This window comes from Arthrobacter sp. AG1021 (genome assembly GCF_003633665.1).
Lineage (GTDB): Bacteria > Actinomycetota > Actinomycetes > Actinomycetales > Micrococcaceae > Glutamicibacter > Glutamicibacter soli.
Map to the genome: position 1 here is coordinate 113874 of NZ_RBLB01000011.1, position 21553 is coordinate 135426.

24 protein-coding genes and 1 pseudogene are annotated in these 21553 nt (G+C 62.0%); 13 read left to right on the forward strand and 12 right to left on the reverse strand.

What is annotated here, in order from left to right:
- The first annotated feature begins 7 nt into the window (after positions 1–7).
- On the forward strand, positions 8–556 hold the full coding sequence (locus tag DFO58_RS15785; RefSeq protein WP_183043220.1) for an LURP-one-related family protein: 549 nt from the start codon (positions 8–10) through the stop codon (positions 554–556).
- Here DFO58_RS15785 and lhgO read toward each other — a convergent pair.
- A complete protein-coding gene (lhgO, locus tag DFO58_RS15790; protein ID WP_120991633.1) occupies positions 553–1761 on the reverse strand; it encodes an L-2-hydroxyglutarate oxidase in 1209 nt (402 codons plus the stop codon). The two genes, DFO58_RS15785 and lhgO, sit on opposite strands and share 4 nt — an antisense overlap.
- Positions 1762–1941: 180 nt before the next feature.
- On the opposite strand from lhgO, the gene DFO58_RS15795 reads away from it, so the two are divergent.
- The 7 genes from DFO58_RS15795 to DFO58_RS15825 all read left to right on the forward strand — a co-directional run bounded on the left by DFO58_RS15795 (position 1942) and on the right by DFO58_RS15825 (position 7344).
- Positions 1942–4008, forward strand: a complete 2067-nt coding sequence (locus DFO58_RS15795) for an acyltransferase family protein (protein WP_052772554.1) — start codon at positions 1942–1944, stop codon at positions 4006–4008.
- 198 nt (positions 4009–4206) lie between these two features.
- Positions 4207–4503: a 30S ribosomal protein S6 gene (rpsF, locus tag DFO58_RS15800; protein ID WP_047120541.1), complete on the forward strand. Its 297-nt coding sequence runs from the start codon at positions 4207–4209 to the stop codon at positions 4501–4503.
- A 55-nt stretch (positions 4504–4558) separates the two neighbouring features.
- A complete protein-coding gene (locus DFO58_RS15805; protein WP_047120540.1) occupies positions 4559–5119 on the forward strand; it encodes a single-stranded DNA-binding protein in 561 nt (186 codons plus the stop codon).
- Between the two features lie 62 nt (positions 5120–5181).
- A complete protein-coding gene (gene rpsR, locus DFO58_RS15810) occupies positions 5182–5421 on the forward strand; it encodes a 30S ribosomal protein S18 (RefSeq protein ID WP_013350683.1) in 240 nt (79 codons plus the stop codon).
- Between the two features lie 18 nt (positions 5422–5439).
- Entirely contained in the window at positions 5440–5898 is a 459-nt protein-coding gene (gene rplI / locus DFO58_RS15815; protein ID WP_047120539.1) for a 50S ribosomal protein L9, read from the forward strand.
- A gap of 126 nt (positions 5899–6024) precedes the next feature.
- On the forward strand, positions 6025–6867 hold the full coding sequence (locus DFO58_RS15820) for a bifunctional hydroxymethylpyrimidine kinase/phosphomethylpyrimidine kinase (protein WP_183043221.1): 843 nt from the start codon (positions 6025–6027) through the stop codon (positions 6865–6867).
- A gap of 222 nt (positions 6868–7089) precedes the next feature.
- A complete protein-coding gene (locus DFO58_RS15825) occupies positions 7090–7344 on the forward strand; it encodes a hypothetical protein (protein ID WP_183043222.1) in 255 nt (84 codons plus the stop codon).
- 86 nt (positions 7345–7430) lie between these two features.
- Here the strand turns inward: DFO58_RS15825 and DFO58_RS15830 are convergent, their stop codons facing one another.
- The 4 genes from DFO58_RS15830 to DFO58_RS15845 all read right to left on the reverse strand — a co-directional run bounded on the left by DFO58_RS15830 (position 7431) and on the right by DFO58_RS15845 (position 9893).
- A complete protein-coding gene (locus DFO58_RS15830) occupies positions 7431–7796 on the reverse strand; it encodes an SPW repeat protein (protein WP_047120537.1) in 366 nt (121 codons plus the stop codon).
- A 262-nt stretch (positions 7797–8058) separates the two neighbouring features.
- On the reverse strand, positions 8059–8700 hold the full coding sequence (locus DFO58_RS15835; RefSeq protein WP_082344911.1) for a CueP family metal-binding protein: 642 nt from the start codon (positions 8698–8700) through the stop codon (positions 8059–8061).
- Between the two features lie 14 nt (positions 8701–8714).
- The gene (locus DFO58_RS15840) at positions 8715–9320 is read right to left on the reverse strand and encodes a DUF305 domain-containing protein (protein ID WP_120991636.1); all 606 of its coding nucleotides are present in this window, start codon (positions 9318–9320) and stop codon (positions 8715–8717) included.
- Between the two features lie 99 nt (positions 9321–9419).
- Positions 9420–9893 (reverse strand): hypothetical protein, encoded by a 474-nt coding sequence (locus DFO58_RS15845; RefSeq protein WP_120991637.1) that lies wholly within the window; start codon positions 9891–9893, stop codon positions 9420–9422.
- Between the two features lie 267 nt (positions 9894–10160).
- Here DFO58_RS15845 and DFO58_RS15850 point away from each other — a divergent pair, with 267 nt between their 5' ends.
- Positions 10161–11678, forward strand: a complete 1518-nt coding sequence (locus tag DFO58_RS15850) for an acetyl-CoA hydrolase/transferase family protein (protein ID WP_286163633.1) — start codon at positions 10161–10163, stop codon at positions 11676–11678.
- A 79-nt stretch (positions 11679–11757) separates the two neighbouring features.
- Here DFO58_RS15850 and DFO58_RS15855 read toward each other — a convergent pair whose 3' ends face one another.
- The 3 genes from DFO58_RS15855 to DFO58_RS15865 form a co-directional block, all read right to left on the reverse strand.
- Complete coding sequence (locus DFO58_RS15855; RefSeq protein ID WP_286163634.1) at positions 11758–12909, reverse strand: PQQ-dependent sugar dehydrogenase; 1152 nt, start codon at positions 12907–12909, stop codon at positions 11758–11760.
- A gap of 29 nt (positions 12910–12938) precedes the next feature.
- A complete protein-coding gene (locus DFO58_RS15860) occupies positions 12939–13517 on the reverse strand; it encodes a dihydrofolate reductase family protein (protein WP_053799233.1) in 579 nt (192 codons plus the stop codon).
- 78 nt (positions 13518–13595) lie between these two features.
- Positions 13596–15194, reverse strand: coding sequence for an acyl--CoA ligase family protein (locus DFO58_RS15865; RefSeq protein ID WP_220668568.1), 1599 nt, complete (start codon positions 15192–15194; stop codon positions 13596–13598).
- A 249-nt stretch (positions 15195–15443) separates the two neighbouring features.
- On the opposite strand from DFO58_RS15865, the gene DFO58_RS15870 reads away from it, so the two are divergent.
- The 3 genes and pseudogenes from DFO58_RS15870 (at position 15444) to DFO58_RS15880 (ending at position 18043) form a co-directional block, all read left to right on the forward strand.
- Positions 15444–16616 carry a helix-turn-helix domain-containing protein gene (locus tag DFO58_RS15870; protein WP_120991638.1) on the forward strand — a complete coding sequence of 391 codons (1173 nt, stop codon included), beginning with the start codon at positions 15444–15446 and terminating at the stop codon, positions 16614–16616.
- A gap of 435 nt (positions 16617–17051) precedes the next feature.
- Positions 17052–17477: pseudogene (locus DFO58_RS15875) on the forward strand (RNA polymerase sigma factor); the annotation flags it as partial.
- The gene (locus tag DFO58_RS15880; RefSeq protein ID WP_120991640.1) at positions 17474–18043 is read left to right on the forward strand and encodes a hypothetical protein; all 570 of its coding nucleotides are present in this window, start codon (positions 17474–17476) and stop codon (positions 18041–18043) included. The pseudogene DFO58_RS15875 and the gene DFO58_RS15880, both read left to right, overlap by 4 nt.
- A gap of 38 nt (positions 18044–18081) precedes the next feature.
- On the opposite strand, the gene DFO58_RS15885 is transcribed toward DFO58_RS15880, so the two are convergent.
- Together DFO58_RS15885 and DFO58_RS15890 are read right to left on the reverse strand one after the other, a co-directional pair.
- Positions 18082–18648: a recombinase family protein gene (locus tag DFO58_RS15885; RefSeq protein ID WP_053799228.1), complete on the reverse strand. Its 567-nt coding sequence runs from the start codon at positions 18646–18648 to the stop codon at positions 18082–18084.
- Positions 18649–18804: 156 nt separating this feature from the next.
- Positions 18805–19776: a diacylglycerol kinase family protein gene (locus DFO58_RS15890; RefSeq protein ID WP_082344908.1), complete on the reverse strand. Its 972-nt coding sequence runs from the start codon at positions 19774–19776 to the stop codon at positions 18805–18807.
- 280 nt (positions 19777–20056) lie between these two features.
- On the opposite strand from DFO58_RS15890, the gene DFO58_RS15895 reads away from it, so the two are divergent.
- Entirely contained in the window at positions 20057–20530 is a 474-nt protein-coding gene (locus tag DFO58_RS15895) for a PGPGW domain-containing protein (RefSeq protein ID WP_082344982.1), read from the forward strand.
- A gap of 40 nt (positions 20531–20570) precedes the next feature.
- Here DFO58_RS15895 and DFO58_RS18885 read toward each other — a convergent pair whose 3' ends face one another.
- A complete protein-coding gene (locus DFO58_RS18885; protein ID WP_082344907.1) occupies positions 20571–20993 on the reverse strand; it encodes a lipopolysaccharide assembly protein LapA domain-containing protein in 423 nt (140 codons plus the stop codon).
- 69 nt (positions 20994–21062) lie between these two features.
- Entirely contained in the window at positions 21063–21467 is a 405-nt protein-coding gene (locus DFO58_RS15905) for a hypothetical protein (RefSeq protein WP_286163635.1), read from the reverse strand.
- Between the last annotated feature and the right edge of the window lie 86 nt (positions 21468–21553).

Here is a 21553-nt window from a genome sequence, read left to right on the forward strand (position 1 = left end):
CGCTGGCATGACGATCTTCGAATCTGACGTGCTGGTCATCCAGCAGACCAAGAACCTCATGAAGAACGATTTCGCCATCTTGAACGGCGAGGGCGTGCAGGTCGCCCATGTAGAGACCGGCGGAAGCGCGCTGGGCCGCATGTTCGCCGGGTCCCGGCAGCTGACGGTGTTCGATGGACCGGACAACCCGGTACTCCAGGTGAAGGACACCATGAGCGTGGGGCGCGACCGCATGGAGATCATGGACGGCCAGGGCAACCAGATCGCGACCCTCGTCAAGCGGATCACCTTCTTCAAGACCAAGGTCACCGTGGATTTCCAAGGCGAAGAGATCGACCTGGACGGAAATCTCTGGGATTTCGAATTCCAGATCAGCGTCCGCGGCCAGGTCATCGCCACCGTTTCGCGCAGCTGGTCGGGCCTGGGCAACGCGCTGATCGGCAAGTCCACCTACGCGGTGCGGCTCGCACCGAACCTCAGCCCGGGGCACCGCCTGATGACCGTCGGCGCGGTGCTGGCCTTGGACCTGATCCGGGAGAAGCAGTCCCGCGGTTAGGCGATGCTCCTGGAGACCAGCGAATCTACGATGTACTCGGCGATGGCCAGGGAGCTGGTGGCGCCGGGAGACGGCGCATTGCGGATATGCGTGGCATGATCGCGGTAGTCGATGGCGAAGTCGTCCAGCAGCTTGCCGTCGGCGTCCATGGCCTGCGCCCGGATGCCGCGGGTGAGGCGGGTCGCCTTGGCTCCCTCCAGCGACGGAACGTACTTCGCAGCTTCCCTGAGGAAAAACTGTTCCGAGACCACGGTGCGGATCTCGCGGACAGCCGTGGGCAAGTTCCGCGACGCGAACTTCCAGAAACCAGGGTTGGCCATGACCTCCCCGAGATCCTTGAAATCCAGTCCCAGGCCGTGGTACTTCTCCCGCGACAGGGAGAGGAAGGCATTGGGTCCGACCATCATCTGGCCATCCACGCGCTTGGTCAGGTGGACGCCGAGGAAAGGGTATTTCGGATCCGGGACCGGATAGACGAGCCCGTTGAGGATGGTGCGGTAGCTTTCCTCCAACTGGAAATACTGGCCGAAAAACGGCACAACACTGGGCTGGGCGTTGGCCCCGGAACCGCGGGCCAGCCGGTCGGACTGGGATCCTGCGCACACGATGACGTGGTCTGCAAGGAACTGCCCGGTGCTGGTATGAAGGCGCACCCCGGTGGCTAGTTCCTCGATACGCTCGACGGCGCAGCCGAAACGCACTTCTCCGCCTGCCAGCCGCACTTCGTCGAGCAGGGCTTCGGTCACCGCGGCATAGCTGATGATCGCCGTACCTGGGGAGTGCAGGGCCATCCGTCCCACCGCGTTGGGTTCGATGTCTTTGATGCCATCCGGACCGAGCATCCCCACCCCGGGAACACCGTTGGCTTGCGCCCGTTCGAAGATGTTCTTCAGCCGCTGTTCCTCGTCGGCTTCCAGCGCCACCACCAATTTGCCGCATTGCTCATAGGGAAGAGACCTGGCCTGGGCAAGGTCTTGGAGCAGTTCAACGCCGCGTCGGCACAGCTTGGCCTTGAGGCCTCCCGGCTCGTAGTAGAGCCCGGCGTGGACTACCCCGGAGTTGTGCCCCGTCTGGTGCCCGGTTGCCGCCTGTTCCTTCTCCACGACGGTGACGCTCGATCCGGGATATCTGGCCAGCAGCTCCCGGGCCACCGCGGCGCCGATGATCCCGGCACCTACCACTGCAAACGACTTGGCTTGGGGCATTGCGGGTCCTAACGTCGGGCAGCGCGGAAGATCACGGGAACATCTGGAAACGCTACCGATGAACGGCTTGCGAAACAATTGAATTACGCCAGCCTTTTCAGTCATTTCAGACGCGCAGTTTCTGCGCCCGTTGATTGGCGCTCACCGGATGTTTACCCGGGGCTGATTCGATCAAGCACTATGAGTTCGTTTGCCGCCCCGATCAGAAACTTCCGGCCCGAAATCCAGGCGTTGCGCGCACTGGCGGTCCTGCTGGTGGTGGTCTACCATCTGGAACCGCGGATCCTGCCCGGCGGGTATATCGGGGTGGATATTTTCCTTGTCATCTCCGGGTTCCTCATCACTTCCCATCTGCTCCGCGAAGCCGACCGCACCGGCCGCATCGACCTGCTGTCCTTTTACGCCGGGCGGGTGCGGCGAATCCTGCCTGCGGCGCTGCTGGTGATCGTGGTGGTCGTGGCGGGAACGCTGCTGCTCCTGCCCAGCACCTTGTGGGAATCGCTCGGCATCCAGGCCGTAGCCTCCGCCCTGTCGGTGCAGAACTGGGTGCTGGCCGCGTCGTCGGTGGACTATCTCGCAGCCGAGGAAGCCCCGAGCGCGCTGCAGCACTTCTGGTCTCTGGGTGTGGAGGAGCAGTTCTATCTTTTCTGGCCGCTGCTGGTGGTGGCCGCCTTTGCCGGACCGCTTCGCCGCTGGAGAACCAGCGCCTTGTGGATCGGTTTCTCGGCCACCGCGCTGGCTTCGCTGGCCTATTCGGCCTATTTGGGTTTCTCAGGTGATCCCAGCGGATATTTTGTCACCACCACCCGGGTCTGGGAACTGGCGGCTGGCGGTCTGCTGGCCCTGGTTGCCGCACAGCGGGCGCAAACCGGACGGCGGATTCTGGAAGGAATTCCCGCCGTGCTGCGCAATGTCCTGGTGCTTTTTGCGCTGGCCGCGCTGGCCGGCGCGGCATTCACATACAGCGGGGATATCGTTTTCCCCGGTGTTGCCGCCCTGGTCCCGGTCCTCTCCACGGTGCTGATCATCGCCGCGGAGCGCACCGAAGGACTGCTGTCGCTGCACCCGGTGGTGGACAGCGGACCGATCCAGTGGGTCGGCGCAGTGTCCTATTCCCTGTACCTGTGGCACTGGCCGTTGATCGTCTTTGCCGCGCAGCTTACCGGCGGTGATCCCGGCCCGCTGGAATCCGTGGGCCTGCTTGCCCTGTCGCTGCTTTTGGCGCAGCTCAGCTTCCGCTATGTCGAGAATCCGGTGCGCCGCTGGCCGACCTTGTCGCGCGGAGCCGGCCGCACCGTGCTGGCCGGGGCAGCTGCCGTAGGTCTTGTCGCGACGCTGGGATTCGTCCCGCAGCAGGCGCAGTCCGCCCTCGCTGAGAAGCAGAACAAGCAGGCGGCCGAACTGACCAGCAACCCGCCTCCCGGTTTCGGCGCCGCCTCGCTGGCGCAGGGCATGCCGGCCTATCTGGGCGAGAACCGTCAGATTGTTCCCACGCTCAGCGAAGCCAGCGGTGATTTTCCGCAGCTCGGGGACTGCGTGCAAAAACCCCAGTCCACGCAGGCCAAGGAATGCGAATTCGGCAACCCGTCAGCAAAGACCACCATTGCGCTGGTCGGCGATTCGCACGCCACGCACTGGTACCAGGCCGTGCAGGCGCTGGCTGATGCCAACGACTGGAAGCTGGTTACCTATCTGAAGGACTCCTGCCCGTTCTCCAAGGCGCAGCGCACAGCGGAAGCCGACGGGTCGATTTCCTGCAGCGAGGCGAACAGGGAAACCGCGCGGCGTTTGGCCGAGCGCGGCGACATCGACGTGGTGCTGACTGCCAATTGGGCCGAACCGTCCTACACTTCGGACGCTGCACGGGGATTTGCCGAGGCCTGGTCGGAGCTCGAAGATGCGGGGATTGACGTCATCTCGCTGGTGGACACACCCCGTCCGGCGCTCAAAGGCTACGCCAGGGACTGCCTGGCCGAGAATCCCGAGAATCCCCAACGGTGCGTCACCCCGCGGGACAAGGCCCTGCCGCCGGGGGATGTCACCGGAGAAGCAGGGAAGCTGGAGCCGCGTGTGCAGGTCCTGGATCTCACCGATCAATTCTGCACCGAGGAAACCTGCCCGTCGCTCGTGGGCAACGTTCTGGTGTACCGGGACAAGCACCATGTCTCAGACACCTACATGCGCACCCTTGCCCCGGACTTCATCAACCGGATCCAACCGCTGATCGACCGCGACCTGGAGGGCTAATACAGGTACGGGTCGCGAGCGCGGAGCGCATTTCATGATCTGCGACACCTTGACTACTACAAGGCGGGCACCCTCGGGTAAGCTTGGAAGGTCTGTGCTACCGCACGCCCGAAACTTGGGTGTGTCCGGCTCAGGCAACGCAAGAACCTCCTGTTGCGGAAAGGCCGCGACCGTTTAGCCCAAAGGAGGTGGGTTCACATGCGTGCTTATGAACTTATGGTCCTCATCGATCCAGAGGTCGATGACCGCACCGTAGAGCCAACCATCGAGAAGTACCTCGAGGTTGTTCGCTCCCACGGTGGCACCATCGACAAGGTTGATGTCTGGGGTCGTCGCAAGATGGCTTACGAGATCAAGAAGAAGGCAGAAGCCACCTACATCGTGGTGAACTACACCGCAGATCCAGCTACTTCGGCTGAGCTTGAGCGTCAGCTCAAGATCAACGAACTGATCCTGCGCCACAAGGTCACCCGTCCGGAAGAGGCTCGCGTTTAATTACGCAAGTACTTCCGTCGTAGGACAAACGTTCAAACTTTTCTAAGGAGAGTCAATGGCAGGCGAGACTGTTATTACCGTTATCGGAAACCTGACCGCCGATCCGGAGCTGCGTTTCACGCCGTCCGGCTCAGCCGTAGCGAACTTCACGATCGCTTCGACTCCTCGCACCTTTGACCGCCAGACCAATGAATGGAAGGACGGGGAAGCCCTGTTCTTGCGTGCATCGGTATGGCGCGAGGCTGCAGAGAACGTTGCAGAAACGCTGACCAAGGGCATGCGCGTCATCGCCCAGGGTCGTTTGCGCTCGCGTTCTTACGACACCAAGGAAGGCGAACGTCGCACCGTTATGGAGCTCGAGGTCGATGAAATCGGCCCGTCGCTCCGCTTTGCGTCCGCCAAGGTAACCCGCACCCAGCGCTCCGGCGGTGGCGGCGGCGGATTTGGCGGTGGAGGCTTCTCCAACGCACCACAGCAAAATGCACCACAGCAGCCGCAGCAACAGCAGCCGCAGCAGGGTGGTGGCTGGAACGCTCCAGCCAACGACCCGTGGAGCACTGGCGGAAACAACGGTGGCGGCTGGGGCAACCCGGGCAACGACGAACCGCCTTTCTAACCACTATTTATTCACCATCCCGCAGAATAATCTGCGGGCTCCCAAACTAAAGGAGCTCCACGATGGCTAAGGCTGAAATCCGTAAGCCCAAACCAAAGTCCAACCCCTTGAAGGCCGCTGACATCACCGTCATCGACTACAAGGACACCGCATTGCTGCGCAAGTTCATCTCCGATCGCGGTAAGATCCGCGCTCGTCGTGTGACCGGCGTTTCCGTGCAGGAACAGCGCAAGATCGCACAGGCAATCAAGAACGCACGCGAAGTTGCCCTGCTGCCTTACTCCGGCGCTGGCCGAGGCTAAGGAAGAAGGGATAGCAAAATGGCAAAGATCATTCTGACTCACGAAGTATCCGGTCTCGGTGCTGCTGGCGATATTGTCGAGGTAAAGAACGGCTACGCCCGTAACTACCTGCTGCCACGCGGTTTCGCAATCGTTTGGACCCAGGGTGGTGAGAAGCAGGTTGATTCCATCAAGGCTGCTCGCGCTGCTCGCGCCGTTGCAAACCTTGAGGAAGCTCAGGCTCTTGCAGCATCGCTGAAGTCCCAGCCGGTCAAGGTTACCGTCAAGGCTGGCGCCAACGGCCGCCTGTTCGGCACCGTGAAGACCGCAGACATTGCTGCTGCTGTTGCAAACGCTGGTCTGGGCAAGATCGACAAGCGCAACATTGAGGTCAGCGACCACATCAAGTCGACTGGCAACTACACCGCAACCGTTCGCGTTCACGAGGACGTTGTTGCAAACCTGCGCCTGCAGGTTGTTGCTGCTGCAAAGAAGTAAGTCCTCCAGACCTGCTTCCTGTCCGACGGGTGGCGCACTCTCCGCGAGGGGAGCGCGCCACCCGTTGGCGTTTAATCAAAGCACTCCGAAAGAACGGCAGGGGCTCCCTCTCGTTAAGATATGGGTGTGGAACAACAGGATGAAAACAGCGCATTGTCGCGTGAACGGTGGGAACTGGATTCCTGCCCGGTGGATATCATTGCCATCGGATCCCAAGTGGTTTACGGCACGGTCGGCCTGAGCGCCTCGGTGCCGGTGTTGACGGAGCGCGGCCTGAAGGTCGCGGCGCTGCCCACCGCCATGCTCAGCAACCTGCCGCACTACCCGCAGGTGCACGCCGCCGACCTGTCGGGCCCATGGGTTGCGGACGCGCTGCATGACCTCACCGCGCTCGGCATCGCAGATGAGGTCTCCACCGTCTACACCGGGTACTTCGCCGGCCCGGCCCAGGTGGTCGCCGTAGCCAGCTGGCTTCGCATGCTGCTCGAACGCCGCCCGCAGCTGCGCGTCGTCGTCGATCCCACGCTTGGGGATTACGACGTGGGCGTCTACACCGATCCCGAGGTCGCCGCTGCCCTGCGCAAGGAGCTGCTCCCGCTGGCTACCGGGATCGTTCCCAACCTCTTTGAACTGCAGCACCTGCTTGAAAGCCCCCCGGCGCGCGAGCAACCCGTCGACCAGATCATCAAGGACGCGCGCCGTCTGCTGTCCGGACGCTGCCAATGGGTGGTTGCCAGCGGCTTGGAGGGGCAGGACAGGCAGCACGGCGAGGATCTCGTCGTGACAGCAGATGAGGTCGCCGCCATCGGCTACGAGCGCCTGGACGTGCGTGTCAAGGGAACCGGGGACGTCATGGCCGCCTCGATCGTGGCAGGGCTGCACCAAGGTCTGGGCATCGCCGACGCCGTGGAACAAGCCGGATCCGCAGTACGCCGACGGCTTGAAGCGCGCCGAATCGGCCGCATTTAGAAGCACGACGGACATCACGGATCATCCTGCCCAGCTGCCGAAGCTAGCAACCGTTGGTTCCTCCCGTGGCCTTGTTGATAGTTCGCGTGCATCGAGAAAGCCGAATCTCTTGTGTACCGTTATCCCCGAATGATCGAAAATCTGGCTAAGGAATCCCAGAAGAGGCGTGCCAGATTTCCCAAGGATTGCGACGGATATACCTAGCTGGCGCAGCTTCGCGAAGTGGCAGGTTTGAGCACCAAGGATCTCGTCGGAAGCCTTAAGGCCAGCGCCGACCGGGTCAAGAAACTTGAATCAGGAGATCTGGACCGCGTCCAGCTGGCAACCCTGCCTCGGCATGCGGAGGCCATCGGCTGCCGCTTGGAGTTGCGCTACGTCGCCGAAGGCACCCCACGCGGCATTCAACTAAGCGGCTGGTTCGGAGGCATCCCAGCGCTGGGACATCTCACGGAGCTGGGCGAGCCAATTGGCACCTGAACAACTAAAAAACCATTGCCTGGGCTCCGGATCGCCAATCATCCGGAGCCCAGGCAATGTGAATGCACTGGTCTTTCACGAGGAATCTAGTGTGCGGTGCTTGAGCCGCCTGTTGCGTGGCGCATTTCCATGGCCGGGGCCAAGGCCATCAAGCCCGCTGCGATGCCAACGGCACCGCAAATCCATGACACCCATGTGCTCATGGCGTAGCTGGTGAACTGTCCCATCCACGGCGAGGCAAAAAGCAGTGCACCGGAAATGGCAAGTGCCCATTCCATCGAAACGAGACGCGGCATCGCAACGCTCCACACTGCGGTGACGACCATCAGCAAACCGAAGACCATCATCAGCGTCATGGATGTTGTCGTTCCATTGAGCCAGATAGATGCGATTGCGGCATACAGACCTGCCGCGACACCGACCCAGTCTTGCCACCGAGTCCATTTCTTCATTTGAATCCGACCTCCAACATGAATTTTCAGAGGGCCCCCGACGGGAGTCACCTTAAATGTAGGAGCGACCCCATGACGGGTCAACGGCAATTCGGGGACAAAACGGTAACAGCCAGATTTCCTTAGGAATTTGGCGATTTTCGCACCAAGCGAGCGTCTCGAAGCTCCAGAACTCGGGCGTGGCGACGTTCATGGGCCCATGCCCACACCGGTTCGGCACGCAGTGTACTGCCGTGCCGAACCAGGTGAAGGGAAGCCGGTCCTAGACGACCTGCATGGTCGTCAGACAGGTGGCGTCCTCGGACCCTGCCGTGGAGATGGACTGCGTCGAGGTTTTGCCGCCGGCGGTGATCGTCAGTTCACCGGTGACTCCGCTGGGCAGCCAGAGACCGACGAAGCCGTTGTCATTGGTTGCCAGCTGCATGCCGTCCAGGACCTTCGTGCCATCGTTTGTCGTGAAATCGACGATGACGTCAGCATTCTGCAGCTCCCCGAGGCAGGTGGTGAGACTGTGGAAATGGCAGTCGTGGGTTTGGCTCTCGTAGGGAGCGACGGAAAGGTAGAATTTGTCCGCAGGCAGCTGCATGGCGGCCTGGCGACCGGCTTCGTCGCTGAGCACCAGCTGCCCGGGACGGACCGAGGCCATCAGATTGGCCGGGCGTTCGGCAACCGGCAGCTGCTCCAGCTGATCGATGATCTGCGCCGCGTCCAATCCCTGCAGGCCGAACCGTTCAAGCAGTTCGCCTGAATCTGCGGTAGATTCGGCGTCGGACTGGGATGCCGGAGCAGGTGTTGGGGCCGGTGCCTGCGAGCAGCCGCTGAGCACCATGGCAAGCATGGCCAACGGAGCGGCGAGCCGCACCGCCTGGCGGCTCCAGACGCTTGGTTTTTCGGTGGAGTTCATTGCTTCCTTCGGGCTTAGTGTGCGGAAAGCAGATCATTCATCTGCTCAATTTCTGCGGTTTGGGTGTCGACGATGCGCTGGGCCATGTCCTTGGCTTGGGCGAAACGTCCTTCTGAGAGCTCTTGTTCTGCCATCTCAACGGCGCCTTCGTGGTGGGCGATCATCTGCTCCAGATACAGCGTGGTGCCTTCCGCTGCCGTGGCCTGGCGCAGCTTCTCCAGATTCTCGTCGCTGACCATTCCGTCATCCTCGCCCATCGAATGGGGCTGGTCCGACGGGACGTTCCACTGTTCCTGCCAGGTTCGCAGAGTCTGGATTTCAGGGCCCTGAGCCTCCTTGATGTCCTGCGCCAGCTGCTGGATTTCCGGGGCCAGTCCCTGCTTTGACAGCAGGATGTCGCTCATCTCAATGGCCTGTTCATGGTGTATCACCATCATCGAAGCGAACATCTCGTCGGCCTCGTTCTGCGCGGCGTTCACGGATTCGTTCGAAGGCGGGGCGGCACTCATGTCGTGGGTTGAATGCTCCGCCGGGTCGTTTGGTTCTGGCGCGGAACAGCCTGCCAGGGCCAGCGCAGCCGCCGCCCCGAGGGCGCTGAGAGTCAGAGGGGTGGACTTCATGGAAGATCTCCTGTGTTGTTGTCGAGGGCGCGCAAAACGCGCCGGATTACCGGGAGGCGGCCAGGGAATCGGCGAAACGCTTCCGGCCGCCACCGGTCATCACGTGCGACTAATACACAGGCTGATCAGGCTCGGCGCGCGCAGCACGCTCCAGTTTGCCCGGGAACGTCGCGGCCCGGCCCGTGACGGGAAGACCCGGCGGACCAGTACGCTGCCGCGGCGCGGCAAGAGCAGGAAAAAGAGGATGAACGCGAGGACGCATCCGGCGGCGGCCGCCTGCGCGCCCTGCTCATCGCAGTCGGTGCAGGCCAGCGCGTTCGGCTGGCCGACAAGATGCTGGGTTCCCGTGGCGACGAGTCCCGATCCCGGCGCCAGGGGTCCTGCCGCGTGCCCGTGGGCGCTCTGGGCGGGAGCCGCGGCGCCAGTACCGGCCGCATGCTCGTTGTGCAGGTTCATCCCGTGCATCAAGAGCAGGCCGAGAATCAGCAGGAGGGAGAGAAGCACTGCGCGCGGCAACAGGACCAGCGCCGCAGTGAGGCGGTGCCGGGGTGCGGCGGCTCGTGCTGTAGTCATCACTACCCAACCTAGCCACCGAGCCTGTCAATGGACTTAGAACGAGGTTGAAACTGCACCGCGCACGGTGTTCGGGAGAATACTAGTCGCACGCGGTGAATTTCCGGCGACCGGTCACCGCAAACTCTGGACAGGTCAGCGCTTTGCCCCTGCTTTATTCGGCATTGGGCCTAGAAGCTGGCCCCGGACGGTCGAAAGCGACACTAGAGTAGTAGGTTGAGATACTCGTTACAGACGTGGATCACAAAGAAGTGAGAGAGGGCTATTTTGCACCAGCGTATCCACCATCGCGCCTTCACCGAACGACTGATGAGCGCAGAACAGGCTGCCACTTTCGTTAAGCCGGGCATGACCGTGGCCATGAGCGGCTTCACCGGCGCCGGCTACCCGAAAGCCGTGCCAGGCGCTTTGGCAAAGCTCATCGGCGACGAGCATGACGCCGGCCGAGACTTCAAGATCAACGTTCTGACCGGTGCCTCCACCGCTCCGGAACTGGACGGCGTACTGGCCAAGGCCGAGGGCATGAACCTCCGCCTGCCGTACATGTCCGACCCGGAGCTCCGCCGCCGTATCAACGAGGGCAACATGGAGTACATGGACATCCACCTGTCCCATGTCGCCCAGCACGCTTGGTTCGGCTTCTACGGCAGGATCGACCTGGCCATCGTCGAGGTTGTCGGCGTCACCGCCGAGGGCGACCTGATCCCTTCCTCCTCCGTGGGCAACAACAAGACCTGGCTGGAAATGGCCGACAAGGTCATCATCGAGGTCAACTCCCAGCAGTCCGCCGCCATGGATGGCATGCACGACGTCTACTACGGCACCGCCCTGCCTCCGCACCGCAAGCCGATCGACCTGACCACCGTGCGCGACCGCATCGGCCAGAAGTACCTGAACGTCGACGTGAACAAGATCGTCGCCGTCGTGGAGACCGACGCCCCGGACCGCCTGAGCCCGTTCGCCCCGGTCGACGCCACCAGCGAGAAGATCGCAGACCACCTGCTGGGCTTCCTGGACTACGAGATCCGCGCCGGCCGCCTGAGCGAGAAGCTGCTGCCACTGCAGTCAGGCGTGGGCAACATCGCCAACGCCGTGCTCGCGGGCCTGGCCCGCGGCGGTTACAAGGGGCTGACCGCCTACACCGAGGTCATCCAGGACGGCATGCTCCAGCTGATCAAGGACGGTACCATCGAGTTCGCCTCCGCCACCAGCTTCTCGCTGTCCGAGGCAGGCATCGCCGAGTTCAACAAGAACGTCGACCACTACCGCGACCGCATCCTGCTGCGCGCCCAGGAGATCTCCAACCACCCGGAGATCATCCGCCGCTTGGGCTGCATCGCCCTGAACGGCATGATCGAAGCCGACATCTACGGCAACGTGAACTCCACCAACGTGCTCGGCTCGCACGTTATGAACGGCATCGGCGGTTCGGGCGACTTCGCCCGCAACGGCTACCTGTCGGTATTCATGTCCCCGTCCACCGCCAAGGACGGCAAGATCTCGGGCATCGTCCCGTTCGCCTCCCACGTGGACCACACCGAGCACGACACCATGATCCTGATTACCGAGCAGGGCCTGGCAGACCTGCGCGGCCTGTCGCCGAAGCAGCGTGTCCAGATGATCATCGACAATTGCGCGCATCCGGACTACCGTCCGCTGCTGCAGGACTACTTCGACCGCGCCCGCAAGGAAAGCTACGGCAAGCACACGCCGCACCTGCTGGGCGAGGCATTGTCCTGGCACGAGCGCTTCCGCACCACCGGGGACATGCGCCCAGCGCAGTAGCGCCCGAGGTCATATCGGCGGCCGGCACTTCCCCTGACGGGGCGGTGCCGGCCGTCGGCGTTTGCAGGGTGGAAGCCCGCTATCCGGTCCCTGACGGCGGGAGGGAGATCAGCCGGTCGTCTTGCGGGCCCGGGTCGCCGCGCCCGTCGGTGTTGTTGGTCAGCACCAGCAGCCGCCCATCCGGCCCCGGGACCACGTCGCGCAGCCTGCCCAGCTCGTTGACCAGCAGCTCCCGCTGCTTTTCCGGGTCGTCCAGCTGCACCGCGCGCAGCCGCTGCCCGCGCAGGTTGGCCAGGTAGAGCACGGAATCGATGATCGCGATGCCGCTGGGGCTGGCCTGGTCGGTGCTCCACTGGGCGACGGGGTCGGTGAACTCCCCGGTGCCGCCGGTGCCTTCCACTTCCGGCCAGCCGTAGTTGCCGCCTGCGGTGATCTTGTTCAGCTCGTCCCAGGTGTTCTGCCCGAATTCGCTGGCGTACATGGCGCCGTCGGCGTCCCAGGCCAGCCCCTGCACGTTGCGGTGGCCGTAGCTGTACACGTAGGAATCCGGGAACGGGTTGTCCGCCGGAACGCCTCCCTCCGCGTCCATCCGCAGGATCTTGCCGCCCAAGCTGCCCAGATCCTGCGCGCTCGCCGGCCGCGCCGCATCCCCGACGCTGGCGTAGAGCATGCCGTCCGGTCCGAAGGCCAGCCGCCCGCCGTTGTGGTTGGAGGCTGAAGGCAGCCCGTCCAGCAGCGTCCTGGGCTCGGACAGCGAATAGCTTCCTACCGCCCCGGCCAGCGTGAAACGCTGGATCCGGTTGCCGTTCGGGCCGGTGGAATACGCGTAGAGCCGGTCCGGGGCCTTGACGGCCAGGCCCAGCAGCCCGCCCTCGCCGCCGAAGTCCACATCGGGCAGCCGGCCGACCTCGCGCACGGCGCCTGAATCGAGGATCTCCAGGACGCGCCCGGAGTCCCGTTCACTGACCAGTAGCGCATCCCCGGCATCCGCCACCGACCACGGAGCGTTGAGATTCGAGGCCAGCGTTTGGAAGCTTGCGCCCTGGGTGTTTTCCGCCCCGGAGGGCGAGCCGCTGGTGGGTGCATCTCTGGCGGGTACGGGGCCGGCCGGCGCCGGGTTGTTGGGAATCGAGCAGGAAGCCAGCGCCAGCGCCCCGGCCGCTAGCAGCCCCAGGGCGCGCAAGGAAAGCGTGGAACGCGTGCGGTGCGCCGGTGCGCCCTTCCTGGCCACCTGGACCTCCTCTCAGCCGCCGGGGGCGGCTAGCCGTGCCGGGTCGGGCGGTAGGTGAATTCCTGGATGCTGCCATCCAGCAGCCGGGAGTCGACAAGCTCCAGGTCGTAGTCGTCCACCCCGGCGAACACCGGCGAGGCGCCGTTGCGGCCGGTGAGCACCGGGAACACGGTGACCTGGATGAAGTCCACAAGCCCGGCGGCCAGCAGCGAGTGGTTCATCGCCAGAGAACCGTGGGAACGCAGCGGCACCGCGGATTCGGCCTTGAGCCGGGCCACCACGCACAGCGCGTCCTCGCGTTCGAGCACCGCGTCGGGCCAGTCCAACGGCTCGGACAGGGTGGTGGAGATGACCGTGGCGGGCTGCTCGTGCATGGCGATGCCCCAGGGGTCCTCGACTTCCGGGTTGTCCGCGATCTCGTTCCAGAAGCGCTCGAAGAGCCGGAAGGTGTTGGCGCCGTAGACCATGCGGCAGGCCGGGGTGTAGAGCTGCAGCCGGCGCTCGAGCAGCTCGGGGCCCTGCTTGCCCCAGTAGCCGCCCCAGTCGCCGCCGGCGCTGCCGAAGCCGTCCAGGGAGCTGAAGACGTCGAAGGTATAGGTTGCGGGCATGGCGGACCTTCCGGCCGGTAGGCTATGCGGTGCGCCAACTCTACGCCGTTGCGGTGCGCCGCGGAACCCCGCCGGGGCTTATCCGGCGGCCTCTTCCAGCGCCTGCGCGCGCAGCACGTTCTTCTGCACCTTGCCGGTGGAGGTGCGCGGCAGATCCTGCGGGAACACGATGGTGCGCGGCACCTTGTATCCGGCCAGGCGCTCACGGGCGAAACTGATCAGCCCCTCGGCATCCAGCTGCGAGCCGCTGGCGCGGATCACGTAGGCCACCGGGCGTTCACCCCACTTTTCGTCCTGCACGCCGACCACCGCCAGATCCAGCACCTCGGGGTGTGCGGCCAGCGCCTGCTCGACCTCGATGGTGGAGATGTTCTCCCCGCCGGAGATGATGATGTCCTTGGCGCGGTCGCGGACCTGGATGTAGCCGTCGGGGTGCATCACGCCCAGGTCCCCGGTGTGGAACCAGCCGCCGGCGAAGGCCTGCTCGGTGGCCTGCGGGTCGCGGTAGTAGCCGATCATCACGTTGTTGCCGCGCAGCACGATTTCTCCCATGCTTTCCCCGTCGGCGGGCACGTCGTTCATGTCCAGGTCCACCACGCGCGCGGATTCGGCGGTGATCATGCCGACGCCCTGGCGGGAGAGCCGCTCGGCGCGCTCGGCCGGCGCCAATTCGTCCCAGGCGTCCTGGTATTCGCAGATGGTGTACGGGCCGTAGACCTCGGTCAGCCCGTAGACGTGCACCACCTCGATGCCCAGCTTCTGCAGCTTGGAGATGATGGCAGGCGAGGGCGGGGCCCCGGCGGTGGTGATGCGCAGCGGCTCGGCCAGCTCGTGGGCGCGTTCGGCGTCGGCGATGATCGAGCAGACGGTCGGGGCGCCGCACAGGTGGGTGGTGCCCAGGTTCTCGATGGCGTCCCACACCGAGTCCTCGCGCACCGCGCGCAGGCACAGATGGGTGCCGCCGGCGGCGGTGACCGCCCACGGGGTGCACCAGCCGTTGCAGTGGAACATCGGCAGGGTCCACAGGTAGCGGGTGGCGGAGTTCATGCCCTGGTGCATGGCCTCGCCCAGCGAGTTCAGGTAGCTGCCGCGGTGCGAATAGAGCACGCCCTTGGGTTTGCCGGTGGTGCCGGAGGTGTAGTTCAGCGTGATCGGCGCGCGCTCGTCCTCGACGCAATAGGGCAGCTTCGCATCGCTGGCCTCCGCCAGCAGCTCGTCGAGCACCGCGTCCACCGCCACGTCGGGGCGCCGCCCGGTGAACTGGTCGTCGGTGAGCTCGATCAGCGCCTGCAGCGTGGGGTTCTCGGCGCGCAGCATCTTGGTGTTGCCCAGCAGCTCGGTGTCGGCGAAGAGCAGCTTCGCCTCGGAGTGGTCCATGATGTACTGCAGCTCGTGGGCGGACAGCCTGGTGTTCAGGGCGATCAGCACGCCCCCGGCCAACGGCACGGCATAGTGCGCCATGAGCATCTCAGGGGTGTTGGGGGCCAGCACGGCCACGCGGTCGCCGGGGGTGATGCGCTCGCGGATGACCTGGGCGAAACGATGGATCCGGGCTTCGAGTTCCGCGTAGGTGTAGCTGCGGGTACCGTGCAGGACTGCCTGCTTGGACGGGTAGACCTCGGCGGAGCGCTCCAGGAAGCGCAGCGGGGTCAGCTCGGAGTGGTTAGCGTGAGTCATGGCCATGGGGGTGACGTCCTTTGATCTCTGTACCTGTCACGTAGCACCGCCCGCGATCCTGTGAGCTGGCGCACGTCCAACAAATATCGTGGCATGAAACGCAGGTTCAATTCAAGAAACGTAGTTTCATGTCGGTAAGCGGAGGCAATGCCGCGCCGAACGCACTGCCGCGCTCTGGGCGCTATGGAAGCAATGCCGCGCCGAAAAACAAGTCTTTTCCTGCGCTTGAATGCGTGTCATCCTCTATGAATGACACCTGCCCGCCCTCCGGCCGCTCCGAGCCTTCAGGCAGCGCTTGGCGCCGGCGTGGATCCGCTGGGTTACGCCCGCCAGCTGCTGCCGCTGCACCGCAGCTGGTCCGAAGGAGCGCGCATCCAGCGCGAAGTTCGCCCGGTCATCGCGCGCTCCTGGGAGCGGGCGCAGGGCCGCGGCGGCGAATCCCGGCCGTTGCCGAGCGGCGAGCTGGCAGCGCGCCAACAGGAGAATAATGAGCTGTCGATCCTCGGCGAGCTGCTGAGCGACCGGCTGCTGCCGATGGCGGGTCAGGCGGAGAACCAGCTGGTCATCGCCGACGGCGAGGGCTACATCCTCACGGTGCTCGGACCCCGCGCGGTGCGCAGGCAGAGCGATGGGATCGGATTCGTGGCTGGCGCGCGCTGGCGTGAAGCGGATGTCGGAACCAACGGCATCGGCACCGCCATGGCCGAGCGGATTCCCGTGCAGGTTTTCGGCCCGGAGCACGCCCGCGAGGAACAGCATGCCTGGGTGTGCACCTCGGCGCCGATCGTCAGCCCGGCTACCGGAATGCTCACTGCCACCGTCACACTGGCCGGTTCATTCCGCACTGCGCACCCGCACACCCTCGCGTTGGTGTCCGCGACCGCCCGGGAAGCGGAGGGTGAGCTGCTGCGTGTGCACCAGTTGAAGCTGAACGAACTGCGCGACGCAGTGGACCAGCCGGCCGATAACTACGTGCTGGTTGACGAGCAGTACGCGGTAGCTGCCAGCCGTGGCTTCGACTGCCCGGTGCGGCTTTCGGCGATCGGCGGATTGCACGAGGGAAGCGTCTGGGTGCGCGGGCTGGGCGCCATGCACGCGGCACCGGTGCCGGGCGGATGGATGTTGCGCCCCATCGCCGAGCAAACCGTCTTGGAATTGTGTCCCAGCCCGATGCCGCGCGCGGTGATCTGGGTGGGATCAGAGCGTACCGAGGTGCCAGTGAACTCCCGGCATTGGCGGATCCTGCAGCTTCTGGCCCGCCGGGAGCAGGGGGTGGACGCGGCTGGGTTGCGCGAACTCTGGCAGGAACCGGTAACCCCGGTAACCGTGCGTGCCGAGGTCTCGCGGCTGCGGGCCAAGCTCGGCGGGATCATCGCCGCGCGCCCTTACCGGCTGACCGTTCCGGTGGTCTTCTCCGAGTGACTGGAACCGAGCCTGCGCTTGCTGACCATGAACGCGATGGGGCTGCTGATCGCTGCGAGCGCTGTCGTAGGCAATGTACTGTTCTAAAGCGTTTATCGTGAGCGGTGCCGGAGGTTTTTTTGAGTCAACGTGGGCAATTGACGTGTAGCTACGGTCCCATCGCGGTTACCGCGAACACTCGCAGAATCGTACGTGCTTTTTTGGTCCTGACCGGAGCGATCCTGTGGCAGAATGCTATGGCTGTGGCTGAAGAAAGTCGAGGTTGATCTGGCAAAGCGCTATGTGCGCACGGTAAACAGGAAGCCTCATTACTCAGCGTTCGCACAATGCGCTGCGAGGTCGCTTAGATGGCGGTAGTCCAGAGGCCAGCGGCCAATGGCGGTGAGGCTGGTCTTCTGCATCGGCCGGTCGGCTTGATGATCTTGTCGCTCCTTCTTTGAGAATTGGCAGGACGCGGACGACGCTGTGCAGGAAGTTTGGATCAAAGCGTGGAAGAACCCGCATACGCTCAAGGCTAATGGTGCCTTCAAGACGTGGATTTTCCGAATGGCAAGGAATGTTTGCTTGGATCGAGTTCGTTCTGCTCAAAATCGGGTTCACGTTGTTGATGCTGAAGAATTCTCTGGCCAGTCGGCACCGGAGCATCTTTCACCCGAATACTTGGCTGTACAACGAAGCGAGGTTGATATGGCGTGGGGTATCGTCGCTAAGCTTCCTTCGACCTTGAAGCAGGCTTTTGTTCTGGTATGCCTTGAGGGAATGACCTATGCGCAAGCAGCCGCAATCGCCAAAACGTCAGAATCCACTATTCGCGGACGGGTCGCCCGGGCGCGCAAGGCCATCATTGAGGCGGTGTCATGAAAAATCTTCCCTGCGGACGCACGATAGAGGACGTACTTCATAAGCTTGATGACGCACCAGACCTGCATGAGCTCGAATGCCGATGGTGCCATCAAGAACGACGCCGTCTCAAGGACCAAACCGCTACTGTCCTGGAGCAGCTTAGAGGCGAAGATCGCTCCGCCGACGGCGCTGACATAACTAGCACTGTCCTGGCCAAGATTTCAAAACTGCGACCTATGCAGAGGACTTGGGAAGCTGCCTCACGCGATACGGGAGAAATTGTACGTGTCCCCGCGAGCGAGATCATCAGCAGCATTAGGCAGCAGTTCTCGCGATCCCAAACTGCCCAGTTGAACTACACCGAGGTTAAGGCCACGGACACGAAAATACCTCATGTTCAGTGGCTGGTTAGATGCACCGTCAGCATACTCACCGAAGCTAACGTTCAGCAGATCGAACGGGAGATCTTAGAGCATGTTCAGAGGGGCCTTGGTGCCCAGCTACTCATTGAACGTTTACGGTTGGAGATCACGGTCGAGGATGTTCATGGAGAAATTCTCGGTTATTCGGAGATCGGAACCTGATTATTTCGATCCAAGAGTAGCCGCTGCATTAGAGATGCTTACTCCTTAACGTTGCGCCTCAGCGCCCGATAAACGGTGCTGCGGCTGACACCCAGAACTTCACCAATTTGCGCGACTGTCATGTCCTTCTGCTCATACAGCCTCTTCGCGGTGCGCAGCTTGTCGGGGGAGAGGGACGAGGGGCGGCCGCCGGTACGTCCACGGGCACGTGCCGCAGCTAAGGCGGCATTGGTGCGCTCACGGATGAGGTCTCGTTCGAACTCTTCCAGGGAAGCTAAGATGTTGAACAAGAGCCGGCCCCCTGAAGAACTGGTGTCGATATTCTCCTGCAGGGATTCGAACTCGATGCCTTGTTGCTGCAACGCGTCCATGTGGTTAATCAGGTGACGGATGGATCGGCCGAGTCGGTCTAGGCGCCACACTACGAGAGTGTCTCCGGGGCGAATTTGGTCCAGGAGCTTATCGAGCTCTGGCAGTGACACGAGGGTGCCGGAGGCAGTGTCGGTAAAGATTCGGTAGCAGCCGGCGTTAGTCAATGCATCGAGCTGAAGTTGCGCGTCTTGGTCGCCGGTGGAGACTCTGGCGTATCCGAGGAGGTGTCCCATGGCTCTTCAACTATCGAGGATCTTCAGCTCAGCTGGCAGGATGGTGCGTCAAAAACGAATTTTTTCGAGACTTTGTTAAAAGGCTGTAGCTATCCAGTGATGCGGCAACGTTGAATTGTTGCTTTTTCGATACGGATAGATCGCGCGGCGTTGGATCTACTTATGTTCTTTCGGAGCGGTTTTGATCATCAGGGCGCCGGGGAGGATTTTCGCTGTAATTCCTGTGACATTTCCGAAGCTGTCACCGTCTAACTCTATGGCCCTAGGGTTATCGAAGGTTGCTTCGAAACGGCTTCCTTGGAGGTAATCCAGGGAGTGGTGTTTCAGGGCATAGGAAAGAATCTCTTGGCTGAGAGGTAAACTCCGGATCATGCCTTGCAGAGCTAATCTTGTTGCGATCCTTCCCCAACCCAGTCGTCTTTTGGGTTTTAGGAGTGCAACGTCTAAGAAGCCGTCCGTGGGGCTTGCGTCGGGGATCAGCAAGATGTTTCCCGTCAGTGTCCCGCAGTTGCCGACGATAACGGTGTGGGCCCGGTCCCGAGCTGGTTCTTGGTGATCGATTCGATACGTAAACTGGAACAGCTTATGGGAGATCACCGAGCGTGCGATCGGTGCGCTGTAGGCGATCCATCCTAAGTATTTTTTCATATGAGTGTTGGTGTGTGCCGCCATGTCTGCGTCAAGTCCTAGACCAGCCATGACGAGAAATAGTTGGGTGCAGTGCGCGCCCTGCGGCCGTTTTAGATCGATAAGACCTACATCCAAGCATGCTGTGGTTCCTTGGAAAGCAGCGGCGATGCATGCTTCGGAGTCGTTGAGGGGTGTTTTGAGATTCCGTGCTAGTAAGTTGCCGGTGCCGCAAGGCACTAAGGCTATAGGAACTTTGGTATTGGTCAGCACATTGGCAACAGCTCGTATAGTTCCGTCGCCGCCTGCGACTATTACTACATCTGGCTGTTTGTTCAGCGCTTGTCGTGCGGCGCCGAGACCAAGATCGTCAGCATCGGTGGGATGCCAGGTTGTTGGTGCCCAATCTTGCTGTTTTTCTTGGATCCGAACGTATTTTTCCAGTTCATTGAGCTGCGCTTTTACAGGGTTGTAAATGACGGCCGCGCGGGGAGTTGTCATCGGCTGTCCTTTGGAGCGATGAGTGAGTTTTAGAATGATGGGCTTGGAGGTGGCTTCCCTTCCCAAATATCCATAACGTCTAACAGGGCCTCTAACACTTCATATATCGTGTTTCCGCGACGAAAGACGCATCGAGTTGTTGTTATCAGACATATTGCTGAACGCGTATTGGCTGTGAGTCTGCGAGGTTGGCAGGTGCGGTGGCTGCTGGAGGCTTACGCTAAAGCCCTTGTGATGAAGTTGGCGGTGTTGCTGAAGACGGGAGGCCGGGGGGGCAGTGATGAAGAAGCCAAAATGGTGGTTTTCGGTGTGGCTGAAATTTCGGCTGATCGAGGTCGCTGGCTGGATGTTAGTAGCATCAGGAGTTGCCGCAGTGGTCCTTCCTGGGCCTGGCTTGTTATTGATCGCTGGTGGCCTGGCGCTGTTAGCGATGCGTTACGAATGGGCTAAAAAACTTTTACGCCCGATCAAACGTCGCGCCTTGCATTTAGCCCGTCAAAGCGTACAAACTTGGCCTCGCATAACCTTTAGCCTCCTGCTTTCTGGTCTGCTTGTTGGGGTAGGTATTTTCTGGGGTGTTGGGCTGCCGGTGCCGGGTTGGTGGCCAGTAGATACTCACTGGTGGTTGTTTGGCGGATGGGGCACTGGGGTGACCTTACTAGCTTCTGGAACGATAGCTCTGGGAACAGTGGTTTACAGCTTTCGTCATTTCCGTCGCCATGCCCTGCCTGAGAGTCATGACGGAGCGAACTAATTTATTGCCGCATTCTCGCCAAATGGGATGACTTTTTACTTTAAGGGCCCCAATGATTGAGCTTTTTTCGCTGTGCGACGGTGGTAGAACGTAATTGCATGATACGAGCGACGGCAACAACTGCAATGACCAGCCCACCTGCGACAGCGGAGATAAACATCGTTAGGCCCAGACCGACCGAGCCGTTCCATCCGAAGTACTGCAATGGGACTGTGGCTTGGTTTTGTGCGATGAAAACGATCAGGAGCACCAAGAGTAGTAGCCCAATGACCGTTGACACCCACACCACTGCTGTTCGAGTGACGTGCGCTCGATGGGGACGGGTATCTGGTGAGACTGTTCTTTTTGACGTTGTGTCGAAGTGGTTCACCTCAGAGAGATTGGAGGCTGTGTTATGCCCCCGTGGGGGGACAGGCGCTGAAGTAGGGAGTGGTCGTCGCGGGACGTTGGATGATTTTTTCATGGCTGATTCTCGATCCGGGTGGAGGGTTTGTTATAGGGCCGGTACACGGCCCAGGGTGACAGTAGGGGTCTAGATAATCTGGTCAGTCATTGCTTTTGGACTGAACGAGATGGAACTGGCTAGGGCCTGGACGGCCTGGGCTCGGTGGGTTTCTTCGTTTGTTTCTTTTTTGATCTGGGCTTCGGTTGCGCGGCGGTGCTGTTGAAATGCTTCGCTTTGTTGGGTGAGGACACAGGCAATCGCAAAGGCCAAGCCGTCACGGAGTTCTTCGAGGGAAGTGTTGGAAATTTCTAGGCGCCGATTTGAGACCCCCAGTTCAACGTTGGTGTATCCGACGGAGGCAAGCTCTTGTTTGACGGCCGGGCTGAGGATGTTCTGAATCTCTTCAGGTTCGGGCCGGCGGTTGAATACTGCGGCCACTGTGTATTTTTCTGGTGCCTTGGCGGTTAAGAGAGTTGCTGGCAGTGAGTCCATTAGTACGTTGCCCACTGTGAGGGGGTCGTGGACTGTGGAGATAGGGGTTGGTTCGTGATTCATAGGTCATCATCTCTGATCTTTCG

Bases quoted from the DNA above. Each gene is read 5' to 3' on its own strand.
- DFO58_RS15785 (WP_183043220.1), top strand. From the start codon at position 8: ATGACGATCTTCGAATCTGACGTGCTGGTCATCCAGCAGACCAAGAAC.
- lhgO (WP_120991633.1), bottom strand. From the start codon at position 1,761: ATGCCCCAAGCCAAGTCGTTTGCAGTGGTAGGTGCCGGGATCATCGGC.
- DFO58_RS15795 (WP_052772554.1), top strand. From the start codon at position 1,942: ATGAGTTCGTTTGCCGCCCCGATCAGAAACTTCCGGCCCGAAATCCAG.
- rpsF (WP_047120541.1), top strand. From the start codon at position 4,207: ATGCGTGCTTATGAACTTATGGTCCTCATCGATCCAGAGGTCGATGAC.
- DFO58_RS15805 (WP_047120540.1), top strand. From the start codon at position 4,559: ATGGCAGGCGAGACTGTTATTACCGTTATCGGAAACCTGACCGCCGAT.
- rpsR (WP_013350683.1), top strand. From the start codon at position 5,182: ATGGCTAAGGCTGAAATCCGTAAGCCCAAACCAAAGTCCAACCCCTTG.
- rplI (WP_047120539.1), top strand. From the start codon at position 5,440: ATGGCAAAGATCATTCTGACTCACGAAGTATCCGGTCTCGGTGCTGCT.
- DFO58_RS15830 (WP_047120537.1), bottom strand. From the start codon at position 7,796: ATGAAGAAATGGACTCGGTGGCAAGACTGGGTCGGTGTCGCGGCAGGT.
- DFO58_RS15835 (WP_082344911.1), bottom strand. From the start codon at position 8,700: ATGAACTCCACCGAAAAACCAAGCGTCTGGAGCCGCCAGGCGGTGCGG.
- DFO58_RS15840 (WP_120991636.1), bottom strand. From the start codon at position 9,320: ATGAAGTCCACCCCTCTGACTCTCAGCGCCCTCGGGGCGGCGGCTGCG.
- DFO58_RS15845 (WP_120991637.1), bottom strand. From the start codon at position 9,893: ATGACTACAGCACGAGCCGCCGCACCCCGGCACCGCCTCACTGCGGCG.
- DFO58_RS15860 (WP_053799233.1), bottom strand. From the start codon at position 13,517: ATGCCCGCAACCTATACCTTCGACGTCTTCAGCTCCCTGGACGGCTTC.
- DFO58_RS15865 (WP_220668568.1), bottom strand. From the start codon at position 15,194: ATGACTCACGCTAACCACTCCGAGCTGACCCCGCTGCGCTTCCTGGAG.
- DFO58_RS15870 (WP_120991638.1), top strand. From the start codon at position 15,444: ATGACACCTGCCCGCCCTCCGGCCGCTCCGAGCCTTCAGGCAGCGCTT.
- DFO58_RS15880 (WP_120991640.1), top strand. From the start codon at position 17,474: ATGAAAAATCTTCCCTGCGGACGCACGATAGAGGACGTACTTCATAAG.
- DFO58_RS15885 (WP_053799228.1), bottom strand. From the start codon at position 18,648: ATGGGACACCTCCTCGGATACGCCAGAGTCTCCACCGGCGACCAAGAC.
- DFO58_RS15890 (WP_082344908.1), bottom strand. From the start codon at position 19,776: ATGACAACTCCCCGCGCGGCCGTCATTTACAACCCTGTAAAAGCGCAG.
- DFO58_RS15895 (WP_082344982.1), top strand. From the start codon at position 20,057: ATGAAGAAGCCAAAATGGTGGTTTTCGGTGTGGCTGAAATTTCGGCTG.
- DFO58_RS18885 (WP_082344907.1), bottom strand. From the start codon at position 20,993: ATGAAAAAATCATCCAACGTCCCGCGACGACCACTCCCTACTTCAGCG.
- DFO58_RS15905 (WP_286163635.1), bottom strand. From the start codon at position 21,467: ATGGACTCACTGCCAGCAACTCTCTTAACCGCCAAGGCACCAGAAAAA.